The organism is Streptomyces sp. NBC_01485, from assembly GCF_036227125.1.
GTDB lineage: Bacteria > Actinomycetota > Actinomycetes > Streptomycetales > Streptomycetaceae > Streptomyces.
The window spans coordinates 4,320,126-4,343,002 of the sequence record NZ_CP109435.1; the positions used below are offsets into that span (position 1 = coordinate 4,320,126).

19 protein-coding genes, 1 tRNA gene and 3 pseudogenes are annotated in these 22,877 nt (G+C 68.4%); 13 read left to right on the forward strand and 10 right to left on the reverse strand.

The features are described 5' to 3' along the window. The 3 genes from dpgC to OG352_RS19620 form a co-directional block, all read right to left on the reverse strand. The gene (dpgC, locus tag OG352_RS19610; RefSeq protein WP_329218557.1) at positions 1-1,341 is read right to left on the reverse strand and encodes a (3,5-dihydroxyphenyl)acetyl-CoA 1,2-dioxygenase DpgC; all 1,341 of its coding nucleotides are present in this window, start codon (positions 1,339-1,341) and stop codon (positions 1-3) included. A gap of 342 nt (positions 1,342-1,683) precedes the next feature. After that, positions 1,684-1,758: transfer RNA gene (locus tag OG352_RS19615), tRNA-Thr, on the reverse strand. A 404-nt stretch (positions 1,759-2,162) separates the two neighbouring features. Then, complete coding sequence (locus OG352_RS19620) at positions 2,163-3,038, reverse strand: RNA polymerase sigma factor (protein WP_329218559.1); 876 nt, start codon at positions 3,036-3,038, stop codon at positions 2,163-2,165. Positions 3,039-3,455: 417 nt separating this feature from the next. On the opposite strand from OG352_RS19620, the gene OG352_RS19625 reads away from it, so the two are divergent. The 3 genes from OG352_RS19625 to OG352_RS19635 all read left to right on the forward strand — a co-directional run bounded on the left by OG352_RS19625 (position 3,456) and on the right by OG352_RS19635 (position 7,156). After that, on the forward strand, positions 3,456-4,214 hold the full coding sequence (locus OG352_RS19625; protein WP_329218560.1) for a GNAT family N-acetyltransferase: 759 nt from the start codon (positions 3,456-3,458) through the stop codon (positions 4,212-4,214). A gap of 480 nt (positions 4,215-4,694) precedes the next feature. Further along, positions 4,695-6,308 (forward strand): GMC family oxidoreductase, encoded by a 1,614-nt coding sequence (locus OG352_RS19630; RefSeq protein WP_329218561.1) that lies wholly within the window; start codon positions 4,695-4,697, stop codon positions 6,306-6,308. Between the two features lie 392 nt (positions 6,309-6,700). Then, entirely contained in the window at positions 6,701-7,156 is a 456-nt protein-coding gene (locus tag OG352_RS19635; protein WP_329218562.1) for a cupin domain-containing protein, read from the forward strand. Between the two features lie 173 nt (positions 7,157-7,329). On the opposite strand, the pseudogene OG352_RS19640 reads toward OG352_RS19635, so the two are convergent. After that, positions 7,330-7,990: pseudogene (locus OG352_RS19640) on the reverse strand (ISAzo13 family transposase); the annotation flags it as partial. 430 nt (positions 7,991-8,420) lie between these two features. Between OG352_RS19640 and OG352_RS19645 the strand changes: the two are divergent. From OG352_RS19645 to OG352_RS19680, 9 genes and pseudogenes are all read left to right on the forward strand, one after another. Then, a pseudogene (locus OG352_RS19645) lies at positions 8,421-8,849 on the forward strand (helix-turn-helix transcriptional regulator); the annotation flags it as partial. A gap of 115 nt (positions 8,850-8,964) precedes the next feature. Further along, the gene (locus OG352_RS19650; RefSeq protein WP_329224191.1) at positions 8,965-9,201 is read left to right on the forward strand and encodes a hypothetical protein; all 237 of its coding nucleotides are present in this window, start codon (positions 8,965-8,967) and stop codon (positions 9,199-9,201) included. A gap of 86 nt (positions 9,202-9,287) precedes the next feature. Further along, complete coding sequence (locus OG352_RS19655) at positions 9,288-10,184, forward strand: alpha/beta fold hydrolase (protein ID WP_329218564.1); 897 nt, start codon at positions 9,288-9,290, stop codon at positions 10,182-10,184. A 600-nt stretch (positions 10,185-10,784) separates the two neighbouring features. After that, positions 10,785-11,048 (forward strand): hypothetical protein, encoded by a 264-nt coding sequence (locus tag OG352_RS19660; RefSeq protein ID WP_329218565.1) that lies wholly within the window; start codon positions 10,785-10,787, stop codon positions 11,046-11,048. 55 nt (positions 11,049-11,103) lie between these two features. Then, positions 11,104-11,400 carry an enoyl-CoA hydratase-related protein gene (locus OG352_RS39995; RefSeq protein ID WP_443072303.1) on the forward strand — a complete coding sequence of 99 codons (297 nt, stop codon included), beginning with the start codon at positions 11,104-11,106 and terminating at the stop codon, positions 11,398-11,400. Positions 11,401-11,539: 139 nt separating this feature from the next. After that, positions 11,540-11,734: pseudogene (locus OG352_RS19665) on the forward strand (zinc ribbon domain-containing protein); the annotation flags it as partial. A gap of 312 nt (positions 11,735-12,046) precedes the next feature. Beyond that, complete coding sequence (locus OG352_RS19670; RefSeq protein WP_329218567.1) at positions 12,047-13,132, forward strand: ABC transporter ATP-binding protein; 1,086 nt, start codon at positions 12,047-12,049, stop codon at positions 13,130-13,132. Between the two features lie 226 nt (positions 13,133-13,358). Further along, positions 13,359-13,838, forward strand: a complete 480-nt coding sequence (locus OG352_RS19675) for a hypothetical protein (RefSeq protein ID WP_329218568.1) — start codon at positions 13,359-13,361, stop codon at positions 13,836-13,838. 108 nt (positions 13,839-13,946) lie between these two features. Further along, positions 13,947-14,678 (forward strand): nucleotidyltransferase family protein, encoded by a 732-nt coding sequence (locus OG352_RS19680; RefSeq protein ID WP_329218570.1) that lies wholly within the window; start codon positions 13,947-13,949, stop codon positions 14,676-14,678. Positions 14,679-14,844: 166 nt separating this feature from the next. On the opposite strand, the gene OG352_RS19685 is transcribed toward OG352_RS19680, so the two are convergent. The 6 genes from OG352_RS19685 to OG352_RS19710 all read right to left on the reverse strand — a co-directional run bounded on the left by OG352_RS19685 (position 14,845) and on the right by OG352_RS19710 (position 21,444). Continuing rightward, positions 14,845-16,575: a DoxX family membrane protein gene (locus OG352_RS19685; protein WP_329218571.1), complete on the reverse strand. Its 1,731-nt coding sequence runs from the start codon at positions 16,573-16,575 to the stop codon at positions 14,845-14,847. Positions 16,576-16,736: 161 nt separating this feature from the next. Next, complete coding sequence (gene rlmB, locus OG352_RS19690) at positions 16,737-17,678, reverse strand: 23S rRNA (guanosine(2251)-2'-O)-methyltransferase RlmB (protein ID WP_329218572.1); 942 nt, start codon at positions 17,676-17,678, stop codon at positions 16,737-16,739. Between the two features lie 121 nt (positions 17,679-17,799). Further along, positions 17,800-19,200 carry a cysteine--tRNA ligase gene (gene cysS / locus OG352_RS19695; RefSeq protein WP_329218573.1) on the reverse strand — a complete coding sequence of 467 codons (1,401 nt, stop codon included), beginning with the start codon at positions 19,198-19,200 and terminating at the stop codon, positions 17,800-17,802. A 142-nt stretch (positions 19,201-19,342) separates the two neighbouring features. Continuing rightward, entirely contained in the window at positions 19,343-19,897 is a 555-nt protein-coding gene (ispF, locus tag OG352_RS19700) for a 2-C-methyl-D-erythritol 2,4-cyclodiphosphate synthase (protein ID WP_443072304.1), read from the reverse strand. Continuing rightward, the gene (ispD, locus tag OG352_RS19705; protein WP_329218574.1) at positions 19,887-20,639 is read right to left on the reverse strand and encodes a 2-C-methyl-D-erythritol 4-phosphate cytidylyltransferase; all 753 of its coding nucleotides are present in this window, start codon (positions 20,637-20,639) and stop codon (positions 19,887-19,889) included. The genes ispF and ispD overlap by 11 nt, the downstream gene beginning before the upstream one ends. Positions 20,640-20,961: 322 nt before the next feature. Next, positions 20,962-21,444: a CarD family transcriptional regulator gene (locus OG352_RS19710; protein ID WP_003953493.1), complete on the reverse strand. Its 483-nt coding sequence runs from the start codon at positions 21,442-21,444 to the stop codon at positions 20,962-20,964. 685 nt (positions 21,445-22,129) lie between these two features. On the opposite strand from OG352_RS19710, the gene OG352_RS19715 reads away from it, so the two are divergent. Next, positions 22,130-22,822 carry a DUF461 domain-containing protein gene (locus OG352_RS19715; RefSeq protein ID WP_329218576.1) on the forward strand — a complete coding sequence of 231 codons (693 nt, stop codon included), beginning with the start codon at positions 22,130-22,132 and terminating at the stop codon, positions 22,820-22,822. Positions 22,823-22,877 lie beyond the last annotated feature (55 nt).

Sequence of the window (22,877 nt, forward strand, 5' to 3'; positions counted from 1 at the left end):
TCACCGGTTCCTCGAGATCCATGTGCGCTCCAGGTTCGCCACGAGATCACTGCTGTAGAGCCGCCGCGACTGCTCCAGCGAGTACGCCGCCATGTACTGACGGAACACGTCCTCCGGCTCCTCGTGCTGGTTCAGCATCCGGCGGTTGGCGATCACGGCCGGATTGGCCAGCTCCTCCGCCACCGCGCTCACCGCACCCTCCACCCGGTCCTGCGCGACGACCTCGTCGACCAGCAGCGCCCCTTCGACGGACGCCGCGTCGATCCGACGGTTGTGCAGAATCGACTGCCGCGACAGCCGCGTACCGGCCTGCCGCGGCAACCGCAGGTTGGCGGCGCCCGGGATGATGCCCTCCTTCAGGGCGGGCAGCGTGAAGTACGCCTCGTCCGTGGCGACGACATGGTCGAAGCAGAGCAGGATCTGCGCGCCCCCACCGATCGCGAACGTGTCCACGACACCGATCCACGGCTTCTCGACCGGCTCGTCCACCCAGTCACCGGCCGCGTCCGCGACCGTGATGCCCCGGAAGATCTTGTTGATGTACCCGAGCTCGCGCCCCAGGAAGAAGTCCAGGAGCGAGATGTCCCCCTGATACAACCGCGTCAGATTGATGCCCGCGCTGAACACCCGCCGCCCCGCGTACCGGGGATGCCGCATCGGAGCCCCCCGCATCACCCCGACCCGCACCGAGTCGTCGAGCAGCACGAGATCGACGGCCACCTCCAGATCGGCGACCAGCAGATCGTCCTCGGCATTGAGGAACTCATGGTTGTCGACGGTGACTTCGGCGACGTCCCCGTCCCGCCGCACCGACACCAGCCCCAGATCGACCCGCCCGTTCTCCCGGAACCCGGGAAGCGCCGCAAGCGCCCGCAGAGTCGGCCTGCGCATGGCATCCATCAAATGCCGCCCCGCAGCCGAAGACCGAAGCAGCCCCCAGAACAAAATCCCCTGATCGATCTCCCGCCCCTCCTTCCCCCGCTGCGGCAGCGCCCGCTCCTCCTCGATCCGCTCCTTCGTCGGCACCAGCCCGGGCAGCAACTCGGACGCCTGATAAGCGAGATCGTCAAGCCGCAGAAACGCCTTCCGGTCATCGGTCAGCTCCCGATACACCTGCTCCGCATGACTCTCGACGAACCGATGCCGCGCCCTACGGGCCGCACGGTGCGCCTCGTCCGCGACCGCGGCCTGCCGCTCGTCGCGCTCCCCCTTGGGCGGTACCGCCCGCAGCTCCTCCTCGGTGCGCGCCAGGAAATCGACGAGGTGACCGCTGTCGTCGGCGTACCGCCCACAGAACCCGGGCGAGGCGGCGGTCGGCCGCTCGTGCTGCTTGTTCCTCATGTGCTCTCCAGCCCTCGCATGTCTCCGGCGCACCGCGATGGTCGTCCGCCCACGCGTGCCGCCGACGACGACCGCCGAACCCCCCGCGGATTCCTCCCGCCCACCCAGGATTCGGCCCCCGACAGCCCCAGCCATCAGCAATGACCACAGTTACGCCGACCACCCCCACACCCCACCGGGGCCCGACGAGCCCCCGGCCACGGCACGGGCGACTCACGCGGGCGTTGCACGGCACGGAGAACGGCTCACCGACCTGCCGTCCGGCCAGGCCGCGAGCGGGCAGCAAACACAGGGGTCCTCTCACTCCTTGAGTGAGAGGACCCCTGATGTGGTGTTTCCCCGGGCCCCCTGTCGGATTCGAACCGACGACCTGCGCATTACAAGTGCGCTGCTCTGGCCGGACTGAGCTAAGGGGGCATCGCGCACCACAACGCCGTACGCGAAGGCGGCTCCACTGTACACAGCCCCCGTTTCCCCAAGCCACGAACTTCTCCACTCCACGCGGCTCGAAAACCGTGCGTAACCATCCGATCACCCGTTTCCGTCCGCCACGTCCTGATCAAGTACCGGGCCTCCCCGGATGACCCGGCGCTGATCAGGTACTGGGACACCCGCCGCCGGAAGAAGGCGACGCCGCCCATGGACAAGGTCAGCCTGTCCCTGGCGTTCCGGCAGAAAGGACGGCAGCCGGACCAGAACACAGAAATCAGCGATGCCCCTGGCCCGAGGCGGTGGAACTCCTCGCCGGTCAGCTCGATCTCGATCATGGATGGGAGTAAGCCGCCCGTCGCGGCGAACCTCAGGCCGGGACAGCGCCCCGGTCAGCCGCGGCGTTGCGGATGAAACAGGCGCATCCGGTGCACCCGTCCACCGCGTGTGTGCTGCATCCAGACGACGCCCGGCGGACAACCTTGCGGGTCACCGACCAGGCTGATCAGATCCGCTTCCCAGATGACCAGGTCGCGGCTCGCCACCACGTTCCTGATCCGCTGGCGGACGCCTCGGGTCAGATCGTCGTTCATCCCCCTGACAAGAAAACCGCGGCCCGTGAAGCACTGCCCATCCGGAATGGTGACCTGCAGTTCCGGGCTCCAGGCCTCACGGACCACGCGCTCGAACTCGCCTTGTTCCGCCGCCGCCAATGTCTCCTCGGCCTCACGGCGGCTCGCCTCAGTGATCGCCGAGGCGTCGTCGTGCGCGAGGTCAGCGGTGGCCTGCAACGCCTCGGCAAGCTTGACACGCCCCTGGTTCAGGCGGCTGCGGACCGTGCCGACGGGAACCCCGCAGATCGCGGCGATCTGGTCGTACGATGACACGTCGCTGAAGTACCGCAACAGCGTGACCAGCCGGACCGACTCGGAAAGCGTGTTCAGCGCGTGCCAGACCCAATCCCGTTGCACGGTGCGCTCCAGTAGTTCCTCGGGCGACGGTTCGCTCGAGCGCAGTCCCAGTCCCTCGAAATTCGCCAGCGATACCGGTGTGTTGGTCCGCAGCCGCATCCGGCAGTTGTTCCGCACGATCGTCCGCAGCCACGCCCCGGCCGCGGACGGATCACGTAGCTCGCCGATCCGGCGCACCGCCGTCAGCATCGCGTCCTGGACTGCGTCCTCAGCCTCCGGGCCGTAGCCGAGCACACCCAACGCGACCGCGAGCATCCCCGCCCGGTGCCGCTCCAACAGCGCGGCCAGACTGGTCATGTCACCGAATTGCGCGGTCCGGGCCAACCCTTGGTCGGTCTGTGAGGACGCAATCACATACAGTTCCTTACCTTGGGGCGAAGGTGTGTGTGCCGGTCGACCAGGCTACCTGCCGCTTTATCAAGGATTCGCATGAAACTTTCGCTGCAGCGCACAACATTTGCGCGGGAGCGAACAGCAAGCGGCGAGCCGCGAGCGCTACAAGAATCGCGCCGGCCTGCCGTCCGGCCTGATCCCGCCGGCCGTGACAAGTCCGCAGACCACGACTTCTTCTCGGCTGACGCACAAACCTTCCGCCGGAGCGTGCGTTGCAGCGCCACGCGGGGTTCGACGGGCTGAGAGTACGTAGCCTCCCGGGCTGAGAGCACGTAACCCCCGGCGTATTGCCGACCACACTCTGATGACGGGACTCCGCACATGATCGACGCTTCCGCCGGACCGGCAGCACGTGCATTCCGCACAGCGATGCAGAGGCTGGCAGCGGTAGTGCCGGGTTCGCTTCACCAGGTTGCGCCGGGGGGAACGCTGCTGGCTTTCACCGGATCGCAGATCCCTCTGCTCAACACGGTCATGAGCGTCAGCTCGCAGCCGGACACCGGCGAGATGGTGGCGCTCGTGGAAAAGGCCGCGCAATTCCCGCGCTCGGTGCCCTGGACCATACGACTGCGCGGCGAGGCCACCGAGGAGCTGGAGCGCATTGCCGGCGACTACGGGTTGAGGGCCCAGCCACAGCCGTTCATGGTGGCGCCCTTGACCGGTGGCCTGCCGGACAGGCCCAACTCGCCGATCGTTCGACGGATCGCCGGAGACGAGTACGAGACCTTCGCCAAGACTTTGGGCGCCGCCTTCGGCGCTCCCCCGTTCATCATTTCCGATCTTTACCGGCCCGCGGTTCTGGACGCACGGGAGATCACGGCCTACCTCGCCGAGGTGGGCGGCATCGCTGTCGCGGCAGGCTTGGGTGTCGTCACCGACGGGCACCTCGGACTGATCAACATCGCGACCCGCCCCGAGTACCGCCGGCTCGGACACGGCCGGGAACTGACCGAGACGATCATGCGCGACGGGCGCGTGGCCGGTGCGCACACCGCCTACCTCCACCCGAGCCTCGAAGCAGAGCGGCTGTTCGAGAGCGCCGGATTCCGTACCGTCGAAGATTGGACGTTGTTCGCCTGAGAGATGAGGACGACGATCTTTCAGGGCACGACATGACTATGGGAACGACATCGGATCGAGCTGCCGCGGTCCGGGACTTCGCCCTCGAGACCTTCGCGGCTGCCGCTCCCGGCGGTTGGAGCAGGCAGACGCTGAAAGCGGCCGGGTCCGTCACTCGAACAACTCGACCACCTGGCACAGCTCCGCATTGTCAGAAAGCCCCGCCTGTCGGCTCAACCGCCACGCAGTCCGGCAGAGCCGGCAGCTGCCTCGACTCAACCGGGCTGGCGGCGCGCCGCCGCACCTGTTCAGGCGCGGGCCGGGAGGTCACAAGACCACCCTGCGGGCATACCGCGTAGCAGCCGCTCAGACGTCCGGACCGCATAGCTCTCGATGAGGGGATGAAGTGGCGCGACGAACCGGTGCGCACGCCGGATCGTCGCTCTCTCGCGGCTCAGCGCACATTTCTTTTCCCCCTACGAAAGCGAGACTTGCAACCCCATGACCATTCACACGGCGGCACGACGCGACGACGAACCCTTCGATTTCATCATCGTCGGCGCCGGAACCTCAGGATGCGCCCTGGCGGGTCGGCTGAGCGAGAACGGACGGCGCCGCGTGCTCCTCCTCGAGGCCGGCGAACGCGACTCGCGCATGGACATCCGCATTCCGGCCGCGTTCGCGAAGCTGTTCCGTTCCTCCGTCGACTGGAACTACGACACGGTGCCGCAGCCCGGTCTCGGCAACCGGACGATCTACTGGCCGAGAGGCAAGGTGCTCGGCGGATCGTCGTCGATCAACGCGATGATGTGGGTCCGCGGATTTGCCGAGGACTTCGACGATTGGGCACGGCACGCCGGTCCGGGCTGGTCGTGGGAGGCGCTGCTCCCCCACCTCCACAAGGTGGAGAGGGTCGAAGGTGCTACGGACGACGCGACGGGCACCGAAGGCGCGATCAGCATCCAGGCCCAGCGCGATCCCCGGTCGCATACCGCGACGTATCTGCGGGCTGCCGCAGAGATCGGAATCGAGACCGTCACACCCAACGGGCCGCGTCACGACGGTGTGAGCCAGGCCATGGTCACCCAACGGAGGGGTGCGCGATTCAGTGCGGTGGACGGCTATCTCAAGGTTGCGCGGAGTCGCAAGAACCTTGTCGTCCGCACGGGCGCGCACACCACTCGGGTCCTTCTCGACGGCAATCGCGCCACCGGCGTCGAGTACAGCTCCAAGGGAAAGCTGTACGTGGCGAAGGCGAACAAAGAGGTGATCCTCAGTGGCGGTGCCGTCAACACCCCCCAGCTGTTGATGCTTTCGGGAATCGGGGAACGCGCCGAACTCGAACGCGCCGGAATCGGCGTGCTGGTCGACTCCCCGGAGGTGGGCAAGAACCTGCGTGATCATCTCGTGGCTGCGATCACCATCGACGTGCGCGAGGACACGCTATTCGCTGCCGAAAGCCCTGCCCAGCTCATCACCTACCTGTTGCGGCGCCGCGGGATGCTCACCTCGAACGTCGCTGAGGCGTACGGTTTCGTCAAGAGCGATCCGGCGCTGGCGCTGCCGGACATCGAGCTGCTCTTCGCGCCCGTCGCCTTCGTCGGTGAGGGACTCGTGCCCATCCCGGAGCACGGTCTCAGTGTCGGCGCCGTTCTGCTGGCACCTGAGAGCCACGGAACCATCACCCTCGCATCGTCGAACCCTTTCGACGCACCGCTCATCGACCCGAGGTACCTCAGCGACCCGGAAGGCAAGGACCGCGCTGCGATGATGGCCGGCCTCAACGTATGCGAGGACATCGTCGCCACCGAGGCGATGGGCAGCGTCAGCCGTCGGCACTTCATCGCACCGGAGAACTCGGACAGCATGACGCGTGAACAGCGCGACACGTTGACGCTGACACGCCTCGCTCACACTCTCTATCACCCGGTCGGCACCGCTCGCATGGGCTTGGACCCCGGATCCGTCGTGGACGAGGCGCTCCGCGTGCGCGGAGTCCAAGGGCTGCGCGTGGCGGACGCGTCCATCATGCCGACGATCATCCACGGCCACACCAACGCACCGGCGTACGTCATCGGCGAGAAGGCCGCCGATCTCATCGCGTCGGAATGGTGAAGCGGGTGTGTCAATTCAACGGCTGATCTTGGTTGTTGAGGTTCAGTTGTCGGCCGGGGTAAGCCGGCCCTCGAAGGCGATCTGGAATGCGTCGGGGATACAACGAAGCGCCTCACGGGGCACTCCGTGCGTAACAGTCTCCCGTTATACGGCTCTTATCGCTCTGGTCATCTGACAGCCGGTTTCACGCGGACTGAGCGGAGTGCGGTGGCGCTGAAGGATTGAGCGCCCATGAAGAAGACGGTGTTTCATCGCCGGTCCACCATGGATCAATATTCCGTCCGTGCCCGCAGACAGATCAGGAAAAGCACATGAGCCTGGTGACCCCCGACGGCCGCCCGATGATGAACGCCTCCCTGTACGTCCCCCCGGATGGCGGAGCTGTCCGCTGGATGTCCGGCGACAGCTACCGGGTGCTGAGCTCGGTCGAGGAGACGAACGGCGCGATCGGTTTCGTCGACGCGACCGTGCCTCCCGGTGGCGGGCCGATCGCCCACACGCACGAGCGTACGGATGAGAGCTTCTTTCTCATCTCCGGCACTGTCGCCTTCCTCGACGAGGAAGAGAACTTCACCGCCGAGGCGGGCTCGTTCATCCATGTCCCTCGCGGCCGGGTGCACCGGTTCATGAACATCGGTGACGAGGACGCCCGCATTGCGCTGATTTTCAACCCGGCTGGCATGGAGCAGTTGTTCCTCTTCGGTGGCGACCTGCCCGCGCCCGGCGGGAAACCCGTGGTGTGGGGGGCGGAGCGCTTCGCGGAGGCGCTGGAGAAGACCGCCGCGCTCGACATCGACGCCGTCATGCGCCCGGACCTGGAAGTGCGCTTCCGGCCCGAGCGCAACTGACCGGGCCGGGCCGGCGCGGGTGGTTACCGTCCGACCTGGGAACCGGCGACGATGCCGGTCGAGGCGAGATGCCGCTTCGGCGGCATCTCGCGGCTACGGCAACGCGATGAACGACCGTGCATTGCGCAGGCCCGACCGGGGTCAGGGCTCGCAGAGCATTGACTCGCGGGCTTGACCTTCAGGCCGGTCTCGACGGCCAGGGCGGCGAGTTCGGCCTCCAGGCGCGGGTGCGGTAGCCGTTGGATCCGCCGGCGTCGGCGGTGATCAGCAGTCGCCGCGCGTGGGGGTGGGAGACCCGGCCGGCTGCCTTCCACCAGCGGCGGATGGACTCGACCGCGAAGGCGGCGGTGTCGTGGTCGGTTCCAACGTTGACCCGGCCGGTGTTGCGGGTGAGGTCGTAGATCCCGTACGGGACGCCTTGCCGAGTTCCTTGTCGGGGAAGCCATGAGTGGAGACCGGGACCGGCTCGCCCTCGGTGTGCCGGTCCCGGCCGCCGTTCTTGTACTCGCCGACCAGTTCCTACTTCTTCGTGTCGACGCTGATCACCGGGTCCCCGGTGTCCTGGTGGCCCTTGGCCTGTTCGTTGATGTAGTGGAACTGCCCGTCGCTGTCGGGGTGTTGCCTGCCCTCGATGGTCTTGGCGTTGCCCTGCAGGCTGAAGCCCTCCTCGCGAAGGAAGTCGCCGACCGTGTCCGCAGAGATCGGGTGGCCCTGGCGGGTCAGCTCGTCTGCGAGGTCGCGTGTCGACTTGGTGGTCCAGCGCAGGGGCGACATGGGGTCGCCGCGCAGGTCGGGCTCGACCAGTGCCGGCAACGCGCTTCGCAGTGCGGGGTCAGTAGTGCTCTGCGAGCCCTGAGCCGATCACGAGCTTCCCAAGCGACGTTGCGGTTGAGTACGAGCGGCGCACGCCTGGCGCGACACCGTTGGGCATGGAGATGCGCGAAGACCCAAAGCCGCACAAATCGGCAGATTTAGGTCCAATCGATGATCGCCAGTCAAGTTGTCCGAGCCAAAGCTCGTAATTCGCTGCGCCGTGACCGAACTTTCCGCCGTCCGCCGCATCTGGACCGTGTCGAGAAGACCCAGTCCCCCAGCACGCAACACCGGCGGAAAGGTAACCATGAGTACCTCCAGCACCATCGCCATCAACCCGCAGACGCGGCAGCGGAACACCGACATTCCGCGTCACCTGAGGTGTACTCACGGTAACGCCCTGGCCGGCCAGGCTGGCTTCAGCGGGTTGGGTCGGGTCATCGAGCTGCTGATGACCACGCTGCACGAGGAACGCGAGCATCTCACCGATGCCACTTTCGATCTGATCTGCGATCACCTGCTCGACCTGAGCTGCCTGACCCTGCGGAATCACAACGCCGCAGCCGACGGACATCGCGGCAAGGTGGAGTCCGATATCCGCAACCACATCCGCCTGCACGCTCACGAGTACGACCTCGACGCCGCCGCCATCGGCCGGGCGTTGGGCTGGTCCACCCGCTATGTTCAGCAGATCCTGCAAGCCGCGAACACCACCGCGCGCACCCTGATTCGGCAGGAGCGACTGCGCCTGGCTCACAGCAGACTGGTCAGCCCGGCCTGGGCCGGATCGACGATCGCCCACATCGGTCAGGCCAGCGGATTCGGCAGCCCTTCGGTATTCACCACCGCATTCCGTCAGGAATACGGAATCACCCCGCGCGAAGCTCGCCAGAATCCCGATAAGACCGTGGCAATAGTGGGTTCAGAGGTGCTGGTACTACGGCCGCAGATCTGCGAGTCCGTGACAGAACGAGGGGGAGGAAGTCAACCGGGGCATGGACTGCGACCTGGAGGCGGGCGTCCGGCAGAAGCTGGTGAGCGCCGTCACCAGCCACGACCTGACCATCTGGGAGGTGGATCTGGTGAACCCGCCGAGCAATCCGCGGCACTACCCGCCGGCTGTCGCCTGGCTGATGACGTTGAAGGACGGCCGCACGCACGAGCTGCGCCTCTTCCACGCGAGCTGGCCGGAGCCGGCCGGGAGCGACGCCGTTCATGAGGCCAAGGCGTGACGCAGGCCACTCGCCTACTTTCGAACTTCTCGCGCTCCGCCGCATCTTGTGGGTGAATCGAACGCCTCCTCGCACGGAGAACTCTCATGCAGAACGAACTGACCGACCACCTCTCCCCCGGCTCCCACGACGTCGTCGTGGACGGACTGAGGCAGCGCTACCACGTGTACGGCTCGGGTCCGGTGTGTGTCGCCTGCCCCGGCGGGCCGGGCGTGATCTGGGAGTCCTTACGCATGCCGGCCGTGGAGGACTTCCTGACCATGGTCTATGTGGAACCACTCGGCACCGGCGACTCGGGCCGCCTCGCCTCCCACCCCCACGGCTACACCCGTGAGCGCTACACCCGTGCCCTGGCCGGGCTTCTCGACCGGATCGGGCTGGACCAGGTGTACCTGCTCGGTCACTCGCACGGCGGCTTCGTCGCGCAGCACTTCGCGCTGAACCACCCCGAACGGCTCAACGGCCTCGTGCTGTACTCGAGCGCTCCGGTGACGGGCCCGGAGCACATGGCGGAGGCGGCTTCCCGGATGGGCGAGTTCGTCCAGCGCAACGAGGGCCAGCCAGATCTGCCCCGGGTCCTCTCCGGTTTCCAGGCCTCCGGCGCGGTCACCGACTGCGCGAGGATCACCGAGGCCCTGCGGGACCTGCTCCCCGCGTTCTTCGCCCGGTACTGGGAGCGCGAGGAGGAGTTCCGGGGCATCCGCGAGTCGATCACCTGCACCTACATCTCCCCTCTGGGCGAGGACCAGCAGCCCGATCTGATCGACGACCGCGCGGCACTGCCCGCCCTGTCCGTTCCCACGCTGGTCCTGGTGGGCCACTACGACGTGACCTGCGGGCCGCGGTGGGCGGGGGAACTGCACGCGCTGATCCCCGAATCGCGGCTGGCCACGCTGAAGGACAGCGGGCACCTCGGCCACATGGAGGAGCCCGAGGAGTTCGCGGGCGCGGTGCATGACTTCGTGCGGTCCGTGGCCTCGTAGTCCCACGACGACGGTGCGCCTGGCCGCGCGGCCACGCCCTCCGACGAGCGACCCGCGACTGCCGTCGGCCTCTGGCCTCCGCAGCCTCACCGGACAAAACCGGACGGGCTCACTTCACCCAGGACCTTCCCCCGAGCGAGACGGGCAATCAGGCGCATCGCACGTGAGGATGCCTGTCCTGATGTGCATTTTGGGAAAACTGCATTCACGCGACCAACGAGGCTGTGGCGGTAGCAGGAAGTTCAATGAATGTGACACCCGTCACTTGCTCAGTGAAAGCGGCGAGATCGGACGAAGGTGGCAGCAGTTACATCGGACGCATCGAGAATTCGCCATACTGCCGATCGACCGGTGTGCGCCCCGGGTTCACAGGTATACACATTCGGAATCCAGCGCTGTATTCTTTTCTAGCACTCGCAAATCCGGATGCTGCGCGAACAAGCGTTCAGACAGCTGGTTGACGCATGTTCGCAGCATTCGTCCGGCTGTCCAGCCGTGTTTTGTTGCACGAGGGACAATTCTGCCGGATCGCCAGCCCAGGAAGCCTGTGGCGGCCGTCCCGTGCTCCATCAAAGAAACCTCAAGTTTGGGAGAGATGCCATGAGGAAGATCTCGCGTATTGCAGTTGCCAGTCTGCTTTCACTGACTGCGGGCGGAGCCATGATGTTGGGCACCGCGTCCAGCGCCTCGGCCGACAGTTCCTACGACTGCTCTAGCGCAGGCCAACAGATGGCAGAGTTGTGGAACCTTGCACAACTGCTTGACGACCAGGGCATGCACGAGGCCGCCGATCTCACCCGGATGAGGGCGGAGAGCGTCAGGTTCGATGCCATCTTCCACGGCTGCCCCGTGAGTGACGGGTGATCTGACGCCTGTTGACCGGCGGGAACGGCGGTAACCGTTCCCGCCGGTCAGGGGAGTGCCCAACCGGGATGGTGATGATTTCCGCGCTGGAGAGGATGCCCCCTTTCCCGTCATCGCCGCAGCGAACGAGCCCTGCCCTACCGCAGGGCTTGAGCTGGCATTTGCATGCGAATTCATTTATGCCGCTGATGACACAATCTTCAGCCAGGTAGAGGCGTTGGCCGGTGCCACGACGCGGTCCTTGGCGGGGTTTATCGTCTTGCCGAGCGGTGCGGGCCTGCAGTTGCGCGCGAAATCGTTTACCCAGCCAGTAACTACAGCGCCGAGCAGTTCGCCCGCTGGAACATCGTGAACAAGGTATTCCCAAAAAGCGACCCGCATTCGAGGGCAACCGCTGGGCAGTCACTGACTCGATGGGTAGTGCATGAACCTCTCTTCGGAACAGGATGCGGAATTACGGACGTTGGCGGCAGACCGGCACGCGACAGCGGTACGGGCGGGAGCTGGTGGTCGTGGACCGTTTCTTCCCGTCGACCCGGCGCTGCTCGACGTGTCACGCCGTAGGGCCGAAGCCGGACGTCTCGGTCCGGCGGTGGACGTGTTCCGGGTGCGGGGCGGTCCATGACCGTGATGTGAATGCGGCCGTGAATCTCCGGGACGAGGGGTTGCGGTTGCCGGCCGCGTAGGAGCGGCGGAACGCGTTACGGACCGACGGGCCGTCGGCCGGAACGCCTGTGGAGCCCACGTAAGACCGAGCAGGCGCAGCTCACAGGGCTGTGCGTGCTCGGCGGCGGGCCGTGAAGGGGGAATCAAGGTCAAAAGGCGGTTGCTCTGGCCGCTCGAAAATTCCCGCGAAGTTCACATGCCTCCAGGTACTGACAGATCCGGCGAACGCGGGGTACCGTCCTGACCCAGTTCGCTCATGTGGACTACACCAACCACCTTCCTACAACGGATCGTCCGGCACGTTCCTGCCGGTAGAAGGGGGCCTCAGAGCCATGGCCACTGTTACGTTCGACAAGGCGACCCGCGTGTACCCGGGTTCGACCAAGCCCGCCGTCGACGCGCTGGAGATCGATATCGCGGACGGCGAGTTCCTCGTCCTGGTCGGTCCGTCCGGCTGCGGTAAGTCCACCTCGCTCCGGATGCTCGCGGGGCTCGAGGACGTCAACGGCGGTGCGATCCGCATCGGCGACCGTGACGTCACGCACCTGCCGCCGAAGGACCGGGACATCGCCATGGTGTTCCAGAACTACGCGCTCTACCCGCACATGTCGGTCGCCGACAACATGGGCTTCGCGCTCAAGATCGCCGGTGTGAACAAGGCGGAGATCCGGCAGAAGGTCGAGGAGGCCGCGAAGATCCTCGACCTCACCGAGTACCTGGACCGCAAGCCGAAGGCCCTCTCGGGCGGTCAGCGTCAGCGTGTCGCGATGGGCCGTGCCATCGTGCGTGAGCCGCAGGTCTTCCTGATGGACGAGCCGTTGTCCAACCTGGACGCCAAGCTCCGCGTCTCGACGCGTACGCAGATCGCGTCGCTGCAGCGCCGTCTCGGCATCACCACCGTCTACGTCACGCACGACCAGGTCGAGGCGCTGACGATGGGCGACCGGGTGGCCGTCCTCAAGGACGGTCTGCTCCAGCAGGTGGACACCCCGCGCAACATGTACGACCGCCCCGCCAACCTGTTCGTGGCCGGCTTCATCGGCTCGCCTGCGATGAACCTCGTCGAGGTGCCGATCACCGACGGCGGTGTGAAGTTCGGCAACGCGGTGGTGCCGGTGCAGCGTGACGCGCTCTCCGCCGCCACCGACAAGACGGTCACCGTCGGCGTCCGCCCCGAGCACTTCGACGTGGCCACCGGCGTCGAGAAGGGCCTCGCGGTCGTCGTGAACGTGGTCGAGGAGCTCGGCTCCGACGCCTTCGTCTACGGCACCGCGCAGGTCGGCGACGAGTCGAAGGACCTCGTGGTCCGTGTCGGCGGCCGTGACGTCCCGGAGAAGGGCAGCACGCTGCACGTCGTCCCGCGCGGGGGCGAGACCCACGTGTTCTCGACGTCGACGGGCGAGCGCCTCTCGGACTGACGCCGGCGACCTACAACGGTTGACTAAACCCGGGTAATTCACCCAGGTTGACGAAAAGGGCCCCGCAGCCTGCTGCGGGGCCCTTTTCCATCCCCGGAAAATCCCCGGCACGGCGGACATTTCGACCGACCCCCGTCAACCCCTTACCCAAAAAGGAGCACAGCTTCATCCCCCGTACGGGTGACTAAATGTCGCCAAATCATTACTCCACGCTACCCTCTCACGCGTGAAGCACTCCGCGAACCACTCCACCACTCAGCGCACGCGCCGCGGCCCGGGCGGCCCGGCCCTCCGGATCGGCCGCTCGCTCGCCCTCGTCCTGCCCGTAGTCATGGTGCTCTCCGGGACCCTCGCGGTCACCCGGGTCAACTGGTCGGGGGACCCCTCGGATTCGGTGCTCACCGCCTCCGACGTCACCACCGCGCACCAGTCCGCACAGCATGCCGCCAACGCCGCCAAGGCCCCGCAGGACGTCCTGCGCGACCAGTTGCTCACCGAGCTCCAGGAGAAGGATCCGGGCGTCGCCCTGACCCACCTCCAGGCCGCGGTGAACGGCAAGCCGTCGCTGGCGAGCCACTGCACGTCCATCGCCCGCGCCCTCGGCCGCGCCGCGGTCCGCATGTACGGGCCCTCCCGCGCCCAGTCGTACGCCCGCCCGGTGTGCGACACGGCCTTCGCCTCGGGCGTCCTGGCGGCACACAGCTGAGGCCCCGGGGCCTTGAGCCCCCGCCCCCGCCTCCCGACCGGACATGCGTGGCTCCCCTCCCACCGGGGGGCCACGCGCCCGAGAACGAGCGGCACGTACAGTGCGGGCATGACCGATCCGCACGCCGTGTCCCACCCCACGCAAGCCGTCATCCTGGCCGGTGGCCAGGGGTCCCGGCTGCGCCCCTACACCGACGACCGGCCCAAGCCGATGGTCGAGATCCCCGGCACGGGGACGCCGATCATCGGCCATCAGCTCGGCTGGCTCGCCGAGGAGGGCGTGACCGACGTCGTCGTCTCCTGCGGCCACCTCGCCGAGGTCCTCGACGACTGGCTGCGGTCGGCCGAGCTGCCCGTGAAGGTCACCACCGTCGTGGAGTCCGAGCCCCTGGGCCGCGGCGGCGGCCTGAAGTACGCGGCCGCCCACCTCCCCCACCCCGACCGGCCCTGGTACGCCACCAACGGCGACATCTGGACCCGTTTCTCGCTGCGCGAGATGGCCGACTTCCACACCGAGCGAGACGCCGTCGCGACGGTCGCGCTGGCGCGCCCGCGCATCCCCTGGGGCGCGGTGCAGACGGACGGCTTCGGCCACATCACCGACTTCATCGAGGCCCCGCCCACGACGTACGAGATCAACGCGGGCGTCTACGTCTTCTCCCCGGCCTTCGCCGACCTGCTCCCCGCCCGCGGCGACCACGAACGAACCACGTTCCCCCACCTCGCCCGCGAACGCCGCCTGGCCGGCTTCCCCATCCCCCAGGGCGCGTACTGGCGAGCCATCGACACGGCGAAGGACCTGACCGAGGCAGCAAAGGAACTGGCAGCGCTAGGCCGCTGACCGTTGGGCAGGGGGGCGTTGCGTCGTCGTCTGCGGGCCGGTTGTGGCTGGTCGCGCCCACGCGGCGAAGCCGCATATTGAACACAGCCCCGTGTCCCTTGACGGCGATGGGGGTGCCGCCCGCTTCTTGAGCGGGCGGCACCCCCATCGCCGTAGAAGCAGGCCCCTACCCGAGCAACCCGCCCACCAGCCCGGGCTGCCCCGAAGACGACGAGCCACCGTCGGACCCACCGGAACTGCTCGCCCCACCAGAGCTGCTCGACCCCCCGGACGAGGGCCCCGAACTGCTACTCGGCGCCTCCTCCACGGGAGTGGCCTGCTCGGGCGGCGCCTGCCCCGCGGTCCCCTGGGTCTGACTGGGCGCCCCGGCACCAGCACCGGCACCGGCCGTCGCGGAGTCCTGAGCCTCGGAGGGCTCACTGTCCGCCCCCGCCGTGGGCGCCGCCGAAGTGGCCCCCTGGGTCGGCGAGGTGGACGCGGACGGCGTCCGGGAGGCCGTGTCGCGCGTGCCGGACTTCTCCGGGAGCGGCATGCCGGGCAGCTCGTTGCGCGGGGGCTCGCCCGGCCCGGGGACGATGACCCGGTCGGAGTCGCGGACCGCGCCGCCGAGCAGCGAGCCGACGAGCAGCGTGAGTCCGACGGCGATGGCGGTGACCAGCGCGCCGCGACGCAGCACGTACCGGCGCAGCTCCCACAGGTCGGAGCGCGGGCCGAGCCGCCGCCAGGCGCCCGCGGCGAGGCGGCCGTCGACCGAGTAGACGGGGGCGCCGGCGATGATCAGCGGCGACCAGGCGGCGAGATAGATGATGTCGGGGGTGTCGTAGACCGGGACGGTCTTCCAGCTGACGGTGACGATGAGCGCGGCGGAGAGTCCGGCGCCGACGACCGCGGCGACCCGCTGCCAGCAGCCCAGGACCGTGAGGACGCCCACGACGACCTGGAGGAAGGCGATGACGAGGCCGGAGCCGACGGGGTGGTGCAGGGCGAACTGGCGCAGTGGCTCGGCGACTTCCCACGGGTGCAGGGTGTTGAGCCACTTCACCATGGAGCCGCGCTTGCCGCCGTCGAAGTAGACGGGGTCGCACAGCTTGCCCATGCCGGCGTAGATGGAGATGAAGCCGAGGAAGACGCGGAGCGGGAGGAGGACCACTCCCAGGTTCATGCGGCGGCCGGGGTAGTAGGCGTGCCGGGCGGGGTCGTCGCCCTGCCGCCGGGTACGCGGACCCCGGTCCCGGTCCCCTTCTTGTTCCCGGTCCCGGTCCCCTTCTTGTTCCCGGTCGCGGCCTTGATGGGGGCCGCCGTCGGCCTCCCCGAAGTCCTCGAACCGGGCGTCGTCGTAGGCGGGTTCGTCGTAGGCGCTGCCGACGGTGCGCATGTTCGGCAGGAGGCGGTGCTCGCCGGCGACGGGGGCGCGCTGGGCGCCGACGACGGGGGTTTCGAGGGTCTGCGCGGCGAGGTCGCCGTCGTAGCCCCTGTCGTCCGCGTCGACGCGGGGGATGACCTGGGTGGCTCCGGCGTCGGCGGCGGGCGGTTCGCCGTGGCCGACGCTGCCTGCCCGCACGGCCTGCAGCAGCCGGTGGGCGCCGGTGTCGTCCGGGGCGGACTTGCCGCTCCAGACGACGGCCCGCCGACGGCCACCGGAAGCGGCGCCCGCTCTGCCCGCCGCCCCGACGACGGGGATGCGCGCGGTGTCATCGATGGCGCTCGCGTGCCGGGCGATCCGCGGGGATTGGTTACGCCGCGCCGACGCGCCCAGCTGCACGCGGAAGCTCACGTGGCTGACGATGATCTGCGCCGGATCGCTCGGCACCTTCACCATGCTCAGCGCGGGAGCGTCGTCGAATCCCGACGAGCGGTCCCCCGTGGGAGTGCGGGGTGTTCTGGTGTCCACACTCATCTAACCGAGTGACGTGTGTTTAGGACACTGCTTTGACCCGCCGGATCTGTCCGGACCCCGTCAAGGTTGCACTACTCGCCGGGATTAAACCGTTCGGGTGAACTTACGGACGCGCGTTCAGCCCCCGTAAGCCCTACCCGGTCGACCCGTCAGGCGCCCTGTCAGGCCCTGCGCCGCGCCGCTTCGTACAGGACGATGCCCGCCGCGACACCGGCGTTGAGCGACTCCGCGCCGCCCGGCATCGGGATCCGCACCCGGTAGTCGCACGTCTCGCCGACCAGGCGCGAGAGGCCCTTGCCCTCGCTGCCGACGACGACGACGAGCGGGCCGCCGAGGGCCGCCAGTTCGCCGACCTCGTGCTCGCCGTCGGCCGCCAGGCCGACCACGACGATGCCGGCCTTCTTGTAGGCCTCCAGGGCGCGGGTCAGGTTGGTGACGCGGGCGACCGGGGTACGGGCGGCCGTGCCGGCGGACGACTTCCAGGCGCCGGCCGTCATACCGGCCGCGCGACGCTCGGGAACGACGACGCCGTGGCCGCCGAAGGCGGAGACGGAACGGACGACGGCGCCCAGGTTGCGCGGGTCGGTCACCCCGTCGAGGGCGACGATCAGCGGGTCCTCGCCGTTGTCGTAGGCGGCCGCGGCCAGGTCCTCGGAGTGCGCGTACTCGTACGGCGGGACCTGGAGGACCAGGCCCTGGTGGTTGAGGCCGTTGGTCATGCGGTCCAGCTCGGGGCGCGGGGCCTCCATGAGGTTGATGCCGCCGCGCTCGGCCGCGAGCTGGAGCGCCTCGCGCACCCGCTCGTCGTTGTCGATGAACTGCTGGACGTAGAGCGTGCTCGCGGGCACGCCGCCGCGCAGTGCCTCGACGACCGGGTTGCGGCCGACGACCATCTCGGACGTGCCCTTGCCGCCCCGGCCGCGCGCCACGGGCCGGCGCACGGCCTGCTTCGCCTTGGCGTTCGCGATGCGGTTCGCCTTGTGCTTCTTGCGCATCTCGGCGGGCGGGGTCGGGCCCTTGCCCTCCAGGCCTCGGCGCCGCTGGCCGCCACTGCCGACCTGCGCGCCCTTCTTGCCGGACATGCGGCGGTTGTTGGCTGCCATGAGTGACTCGTCTCCGTGAGCTTCGTACGTGCGTGCGTCGTACTGCGTCTGTTGCGATGTCTGCGTCTTATGCAGTGTGCCGCCCGGAAGGCCGGGCGGCACACTTGATCAAGAAGTGGGGCTAGCGCGGGCCGAGGCTCCAGCGCGGGCCCTGGGGGCCGTCCTCGATGGTCAGGCCGGACTGGCCGAGCTGGTCGCGGATGGCGTCCGCGGTCGCCCAGTCCTTGCGCGCGCGGGCCGACTCGCGCTGGTCGAGGACGAGTCGTACGAGGCTGTCGACCACGCCGTGCAGGTCCTCGCCGCGGCTCTCGTCGCCGGCCCAGTGGGGGTCGAGCGGGTCCAGACCGAGGACGCCGAGCATGGCGCGGACCTCGGCGAGGCGGGCCACCGCGGCTTCCTTGTCGTCGGCGGCGAGGGCCGAGTTCCCCTGCCGGACCGTCGTGTGGACGATGGCCAGGGCCTGCGGGACGCCCAGGTCGTCGTCCATCGCCTCGGCGAAGGCGGGCGGCACCTCGGCCGCGGGCTCGACGACTCCCCCGGCCTTCTCGACGACGCGCTGCACGAAGCCCTCGATCCGAGCGAACGCCGACTCAGCCTCGCGCAGGGCCTCCTCGCTGTACTCGATCATCGAGCGGTAGTGCGGGGTGCCGAGGTAGTAGCGCAGGACGATGGGCCGCCACTGCTTGACCATCTCGGAGACGAGGACGGAGTTCCCGAGGGACTTCGACATCTTCTCGCCGCTCATGGTGACCCAGGCGTTGTGCACCCAGTACCGGGCGAACTCGTCGCCGTAGGCCTTGGCCTGGGCGATCTCGTTCTCGTGGTGCGGGAAGATCAGGTCGAGGCCGCCGCCGTGGATGTCGAAGGCGGAGCCCAGGTACTTGTGGGCCATCGCCGAGCACTCCAGGTGCCAGCCGGGACGGCCGCGGCCCCACGGCGTCTCCCAGTCGGGCTCGCCCGGCTTGGTCGCCTTCCACATCGCGAAGTCGCGCGGGTCCCGCTTGCCGGTGATGCCCTCCTCGGAGGGCTGGCGCAGGTCGTCGACGTCCTGGTTGGACAGCTCCAGGTAGCCGGGGAAGGAGCGCACGTCGAAGTAGACGCTGCCGTCGGCCTCGTAGGCGTGACCGCGCTCGATGAGGCCGCGCATCATCTCGATCATCTCCGGGACGTGCCCGGTGGCGCGCGGCTCGTACGTCGGCGGGAGGCAACCGAGTGCGGTGTAGCCGTCGTTGAACGCGCGCTCGTTCTCGTAGCCGATGGACCACCAGGGGCGGCCCTGGTCGTGCGACTTGGTGATGATCTTGTCGTCGATGTCGGTGACGTTGCGGATGAACGTGACGTCGTAGCCGCGGTGGTCGAACCAGCGGCGCATGATGTCGAAGTTCAGGCCGGAGCGGATGTGGCCGATGTGCGGGGCCGCCTGCACCGTGGCGCCACAGAGGTAGATCGAGACACAACCCGGCAGGAGCGGGGCGAAGTCACGGATCTGCCGGGCGCTGGTGTCGTACAGGCGAATGGTCACCACACCAGGGTAGTGGGCCCGTGGCGATGCCTCACGCCTTCCGGCGATTGGACCGTTTTCGGCTGCGGGCCGGTGGGGGCTGGTCGCGCCCACGCGGCGGAGCCGCACATGCTCACAGCCCCGCGCCCCTTGGTTGGCACACTCACGCCTGTCGCACCACCAACGCCGTCGCCACCGCCATCAGTCCCTCGCCGCGTCCCGGGAAGCCGAGTCCGTCCGTCGTCGCGCCCGACACCGAGACGGGGGCTCCGGCCGCCTCCGACAGCACCTTCTGCGCCTCGCCGCGCCGCTTGCCGATCTTCGGCCGCGGACCTACGACCTGTACGGCGACATTGCCGACGACGAACCCGGCGGCGCGGACGATGCGGGCGGCCTCCGTGAGCAGGGTGACGCCCGACGCGCCGGACCACTCGGGGCGCCCGGTGCCGAAGTGCTGCCCCAGGTCGCCGAGGCCGGCGGCGGAGAAGAGCGCGTTGCAGGCGGCGTGCGCGACCACGTCGGCGTCGGAGTGCCCGGCCAGACCGGGTCCCTCGCCCTCCCACTTCAGGCCCGCGCACCACAGCTCGCGGCCCTCCTCGAAGGCGTGGATGTCGGTGCCGATGCCGACCTGGGGGAGCGGCATCCCCGCGAAGGGCGTCGCAGGGGCCGTCCCGGAGGCTGTCCCGGAGGCCGTCTCAGAGGTCGTCTCAGAAGCCATCGTTGAGCCTCCTGCGGGCCAGGACCGCCTCGGCGAGGACCAGGTCGAGCGGGCGGGTGACCTTGAAGGCCTCCTCGTGGCCGGGCACGACCACGACCGTCAGGCCGAGCTGCTCGACCATGCTCGCGTCGTCGGTGACGTTGTCCGTGACCGTCTCGTGGGCGCGGATCAGGGTGGCCCGGTCGAAGCCCTGAGGGGTCTGGACGGCGCGCAGGCGGGCGCGTTCGGGGGTGGCGACGACCGGCTCGGGGTCGCCGGGGGTCGCGGCCGGTTCGACCTCCTTGACGGTGTCGGCGAGCGGCAGCGCCGGGACGACGGCCGGGGCGCCCTCGCGTACGGCCTCGATGACGGCGTCCACCGTGTCCACGGGGACGAGGGGGCGGGCGGCGTCGTGCACGAGGACGATGTCGTGGCCGGGGGGCAGCGCGTCCAGGCCCAGCTTCACGGACTCCTGACGGGACCCGCCGCCGGGGACGACCAGGAAGTCGGTGCGGTCGGGCAGCGCGTGCGCGTCGAGGAGCGACTTGACCTCGGCGGTGCCGTCCGGCGGGGCCACGACGACGACCAGGGAGACGGCGCGGGAGGCGGCCAGGGCGCGCACCGCGTGGATCAGCATGGGCGTGCCGCCCAGCGTGCGCAGCGCTTTGGGGGCGCCGGGACCGAGGCGTACACCCCGTCCGGCGGCTGGAATCACCGCGGCCGTGCGGGCGGGCGCGGGGGAGGGACGCGAATCGTCAGACATCGGTTCCTGTCAGGTTTGTGTGCCGGCCTGGCGTGGGTATGGCCTGGGAAGTGCCGGGCGCGACGCCTTGACCGGACCCTTCCGTGACGCACCGGTCGAGGCAGCAGCCCGGGCCCGGCACATCCAGTATCGAAGTACGAAGTACATCGAAGTACGGGGGCGAGCGACAGCTACGGCGTCCGGGCGTGAACATGCCGCAGCGCCCGGCGACGGAAAATACGTCATCGGGCACCGCGGCATTTCGGTGTTCTTCAGTGTGCTGTGTACGCGTTCTTCAGCGTGCTGAGACCGGTCTCGGGCACCGATGTCAGGACGACCGATGTCAGGACGCGAGAACCTCGTCGAGCAGCGCTTCGGCCTTGTCCTCGTTGGTGTTCTCCGCGAGAGCGAGCTCACTCACCAGGATCTGGCGAGCCTTGGCGAGCATGCGCTTCTCACCGGCGGAGAGTCCGCGCTCGCGCTCACGACGCCACAGGTCACGCACTACTTCCGCGACCTTGATGACATCGCCGGAGGCGAGCTTCTCCAGATTTGCCTTGTACCGACGCGACCAGTTCGTGGGCTCCTCGGCGTACGGCGCGCGCAGCACCTCGAAGACCCGGTCCAGCCCGTCCTGACCGACCACATCACGTACGCCGACGAACTCCGCATTGTCCGCTGGCACACGTACCGTCAGGTCACCCTGGGCGACCTTCAGCACCAAGTAGGTCTTGTCCACGCCTTTGATCTGGCGAGTTTCGATAGCCTCGATCAGCGCGGCCCCGTGATGGGGATAGACCACGGTGTCGCCAACCTTGAACGTCATGTGACAGGTACCCCTTCCGTGGCTATCCAGGGTAACACGGAAACTACGGGTTCTGAATGACGTTTTCGCAGGTCAGGGCATATCTCAGGGCTTGACAACAGCAACAGGAACGTGCTGCGGAGGGGCTGCGGAAGCAGGTATTCGCAGGTCGGAGCGGCTCTCCGAGGGGGGAGAAACGCGCACGGTACACACATCCGGAGGCCCGCGCGAGCGGTTGAACGTCCGCAAATGTCCGCTTCCAAGCGTGCGACTTACGCTACTCCGTTCGGTGTGCGCGGCCGGATACGAGTCGTTTCCGGAATTGATCATCCAGTCTTCGACCGGGGTCGTGATCAATTCCGGTGATCGTCTCGTTTTCCTTCACGGAAAATCCGTGCGGGGGTGTCGGACGCGCTTGTCGGACGCGCTTATGTGAATGGCAGACGAGCGGGAAGACGAGTGACGAGTCAGGAAGACGAGTGGTGAAGCCAATGTGACTCACGGGTCGCTCGTGGTGGTCGGGGCGGGGGTGGCGGAGAGACGTGCGGGGCGTCCGCCGAGGCCCCTGATCGCCCCGGATCGCTCTAGAGGCGGGTCGGGTGCGGTGGCGCGGGAACGGCTCGGTAACCTAAGGGCCGCTGACAGACCCTTAGGGCGGCTTTGTTCACAGGGAAGCCGCCCGCGTGTTCAAGGAGTTGCCGCCGCCGTGAGCAGCAGCCTTCGACGTGGCGCCCTCGCCGCTTCCGCCATCGCGTTCTCGATCGCCTCGCTCGCCGCCTGCGGGGCCGGCAACGACTCCCAGACCCTGGAGATCAAGCCGGACAACGCCGCCACCAGCGTCGGCGACATCAAGCTGCAGAACGTCGTGGTCATCACCCAGCCCGACCTGGAGTCGACGGGTCCCGCCGTGATCTCGGCGACCGTCTTCAACACCGGGAAGACCGCCCAGACGCTGGACTCCATCACCGTCGACGGCACCGGCAAGTCCGCCGAGCTCAAGCCCGCCAAGGGCAAGGGCAAGCTGACCGTCCCGGCCGGCGGCTCGGTCGTCATCGGCGGCGCGGACAACGCCTCCGCCGTCCTGCCGAGCAGCCGTGAGGCCGTCCGGGACGGCGACGCGCAGAAGATCACCTTCACCTTCAGCGACACCGGCGAGATCAGCCTGCGCGCCTTCGTCGTCCCCTCCGAGAGCTACTTCTCGTCGTGGGGCCCGACCGACATCCCGAGCGCGTCGCACAGCGCTTCGGCGGGTTCTTCGGAGGGTTCTTCGGCGGGCTCCTCCAAGTCGCCGTCCGCGAGCACGTCGGGGTCCCCGGCGGCGGGCGGCGAGGCCGGCTCGGCCTCCCCGTCCGGCTCGGCCTCCGCGAACGCCTCGGAGTCGGCGACGGCCGGCCACTGAGCCTCGTGAGCAACGCCGAAGGGCGGCACCCCGCGTGGGGTGCCGCCCTTCGGCG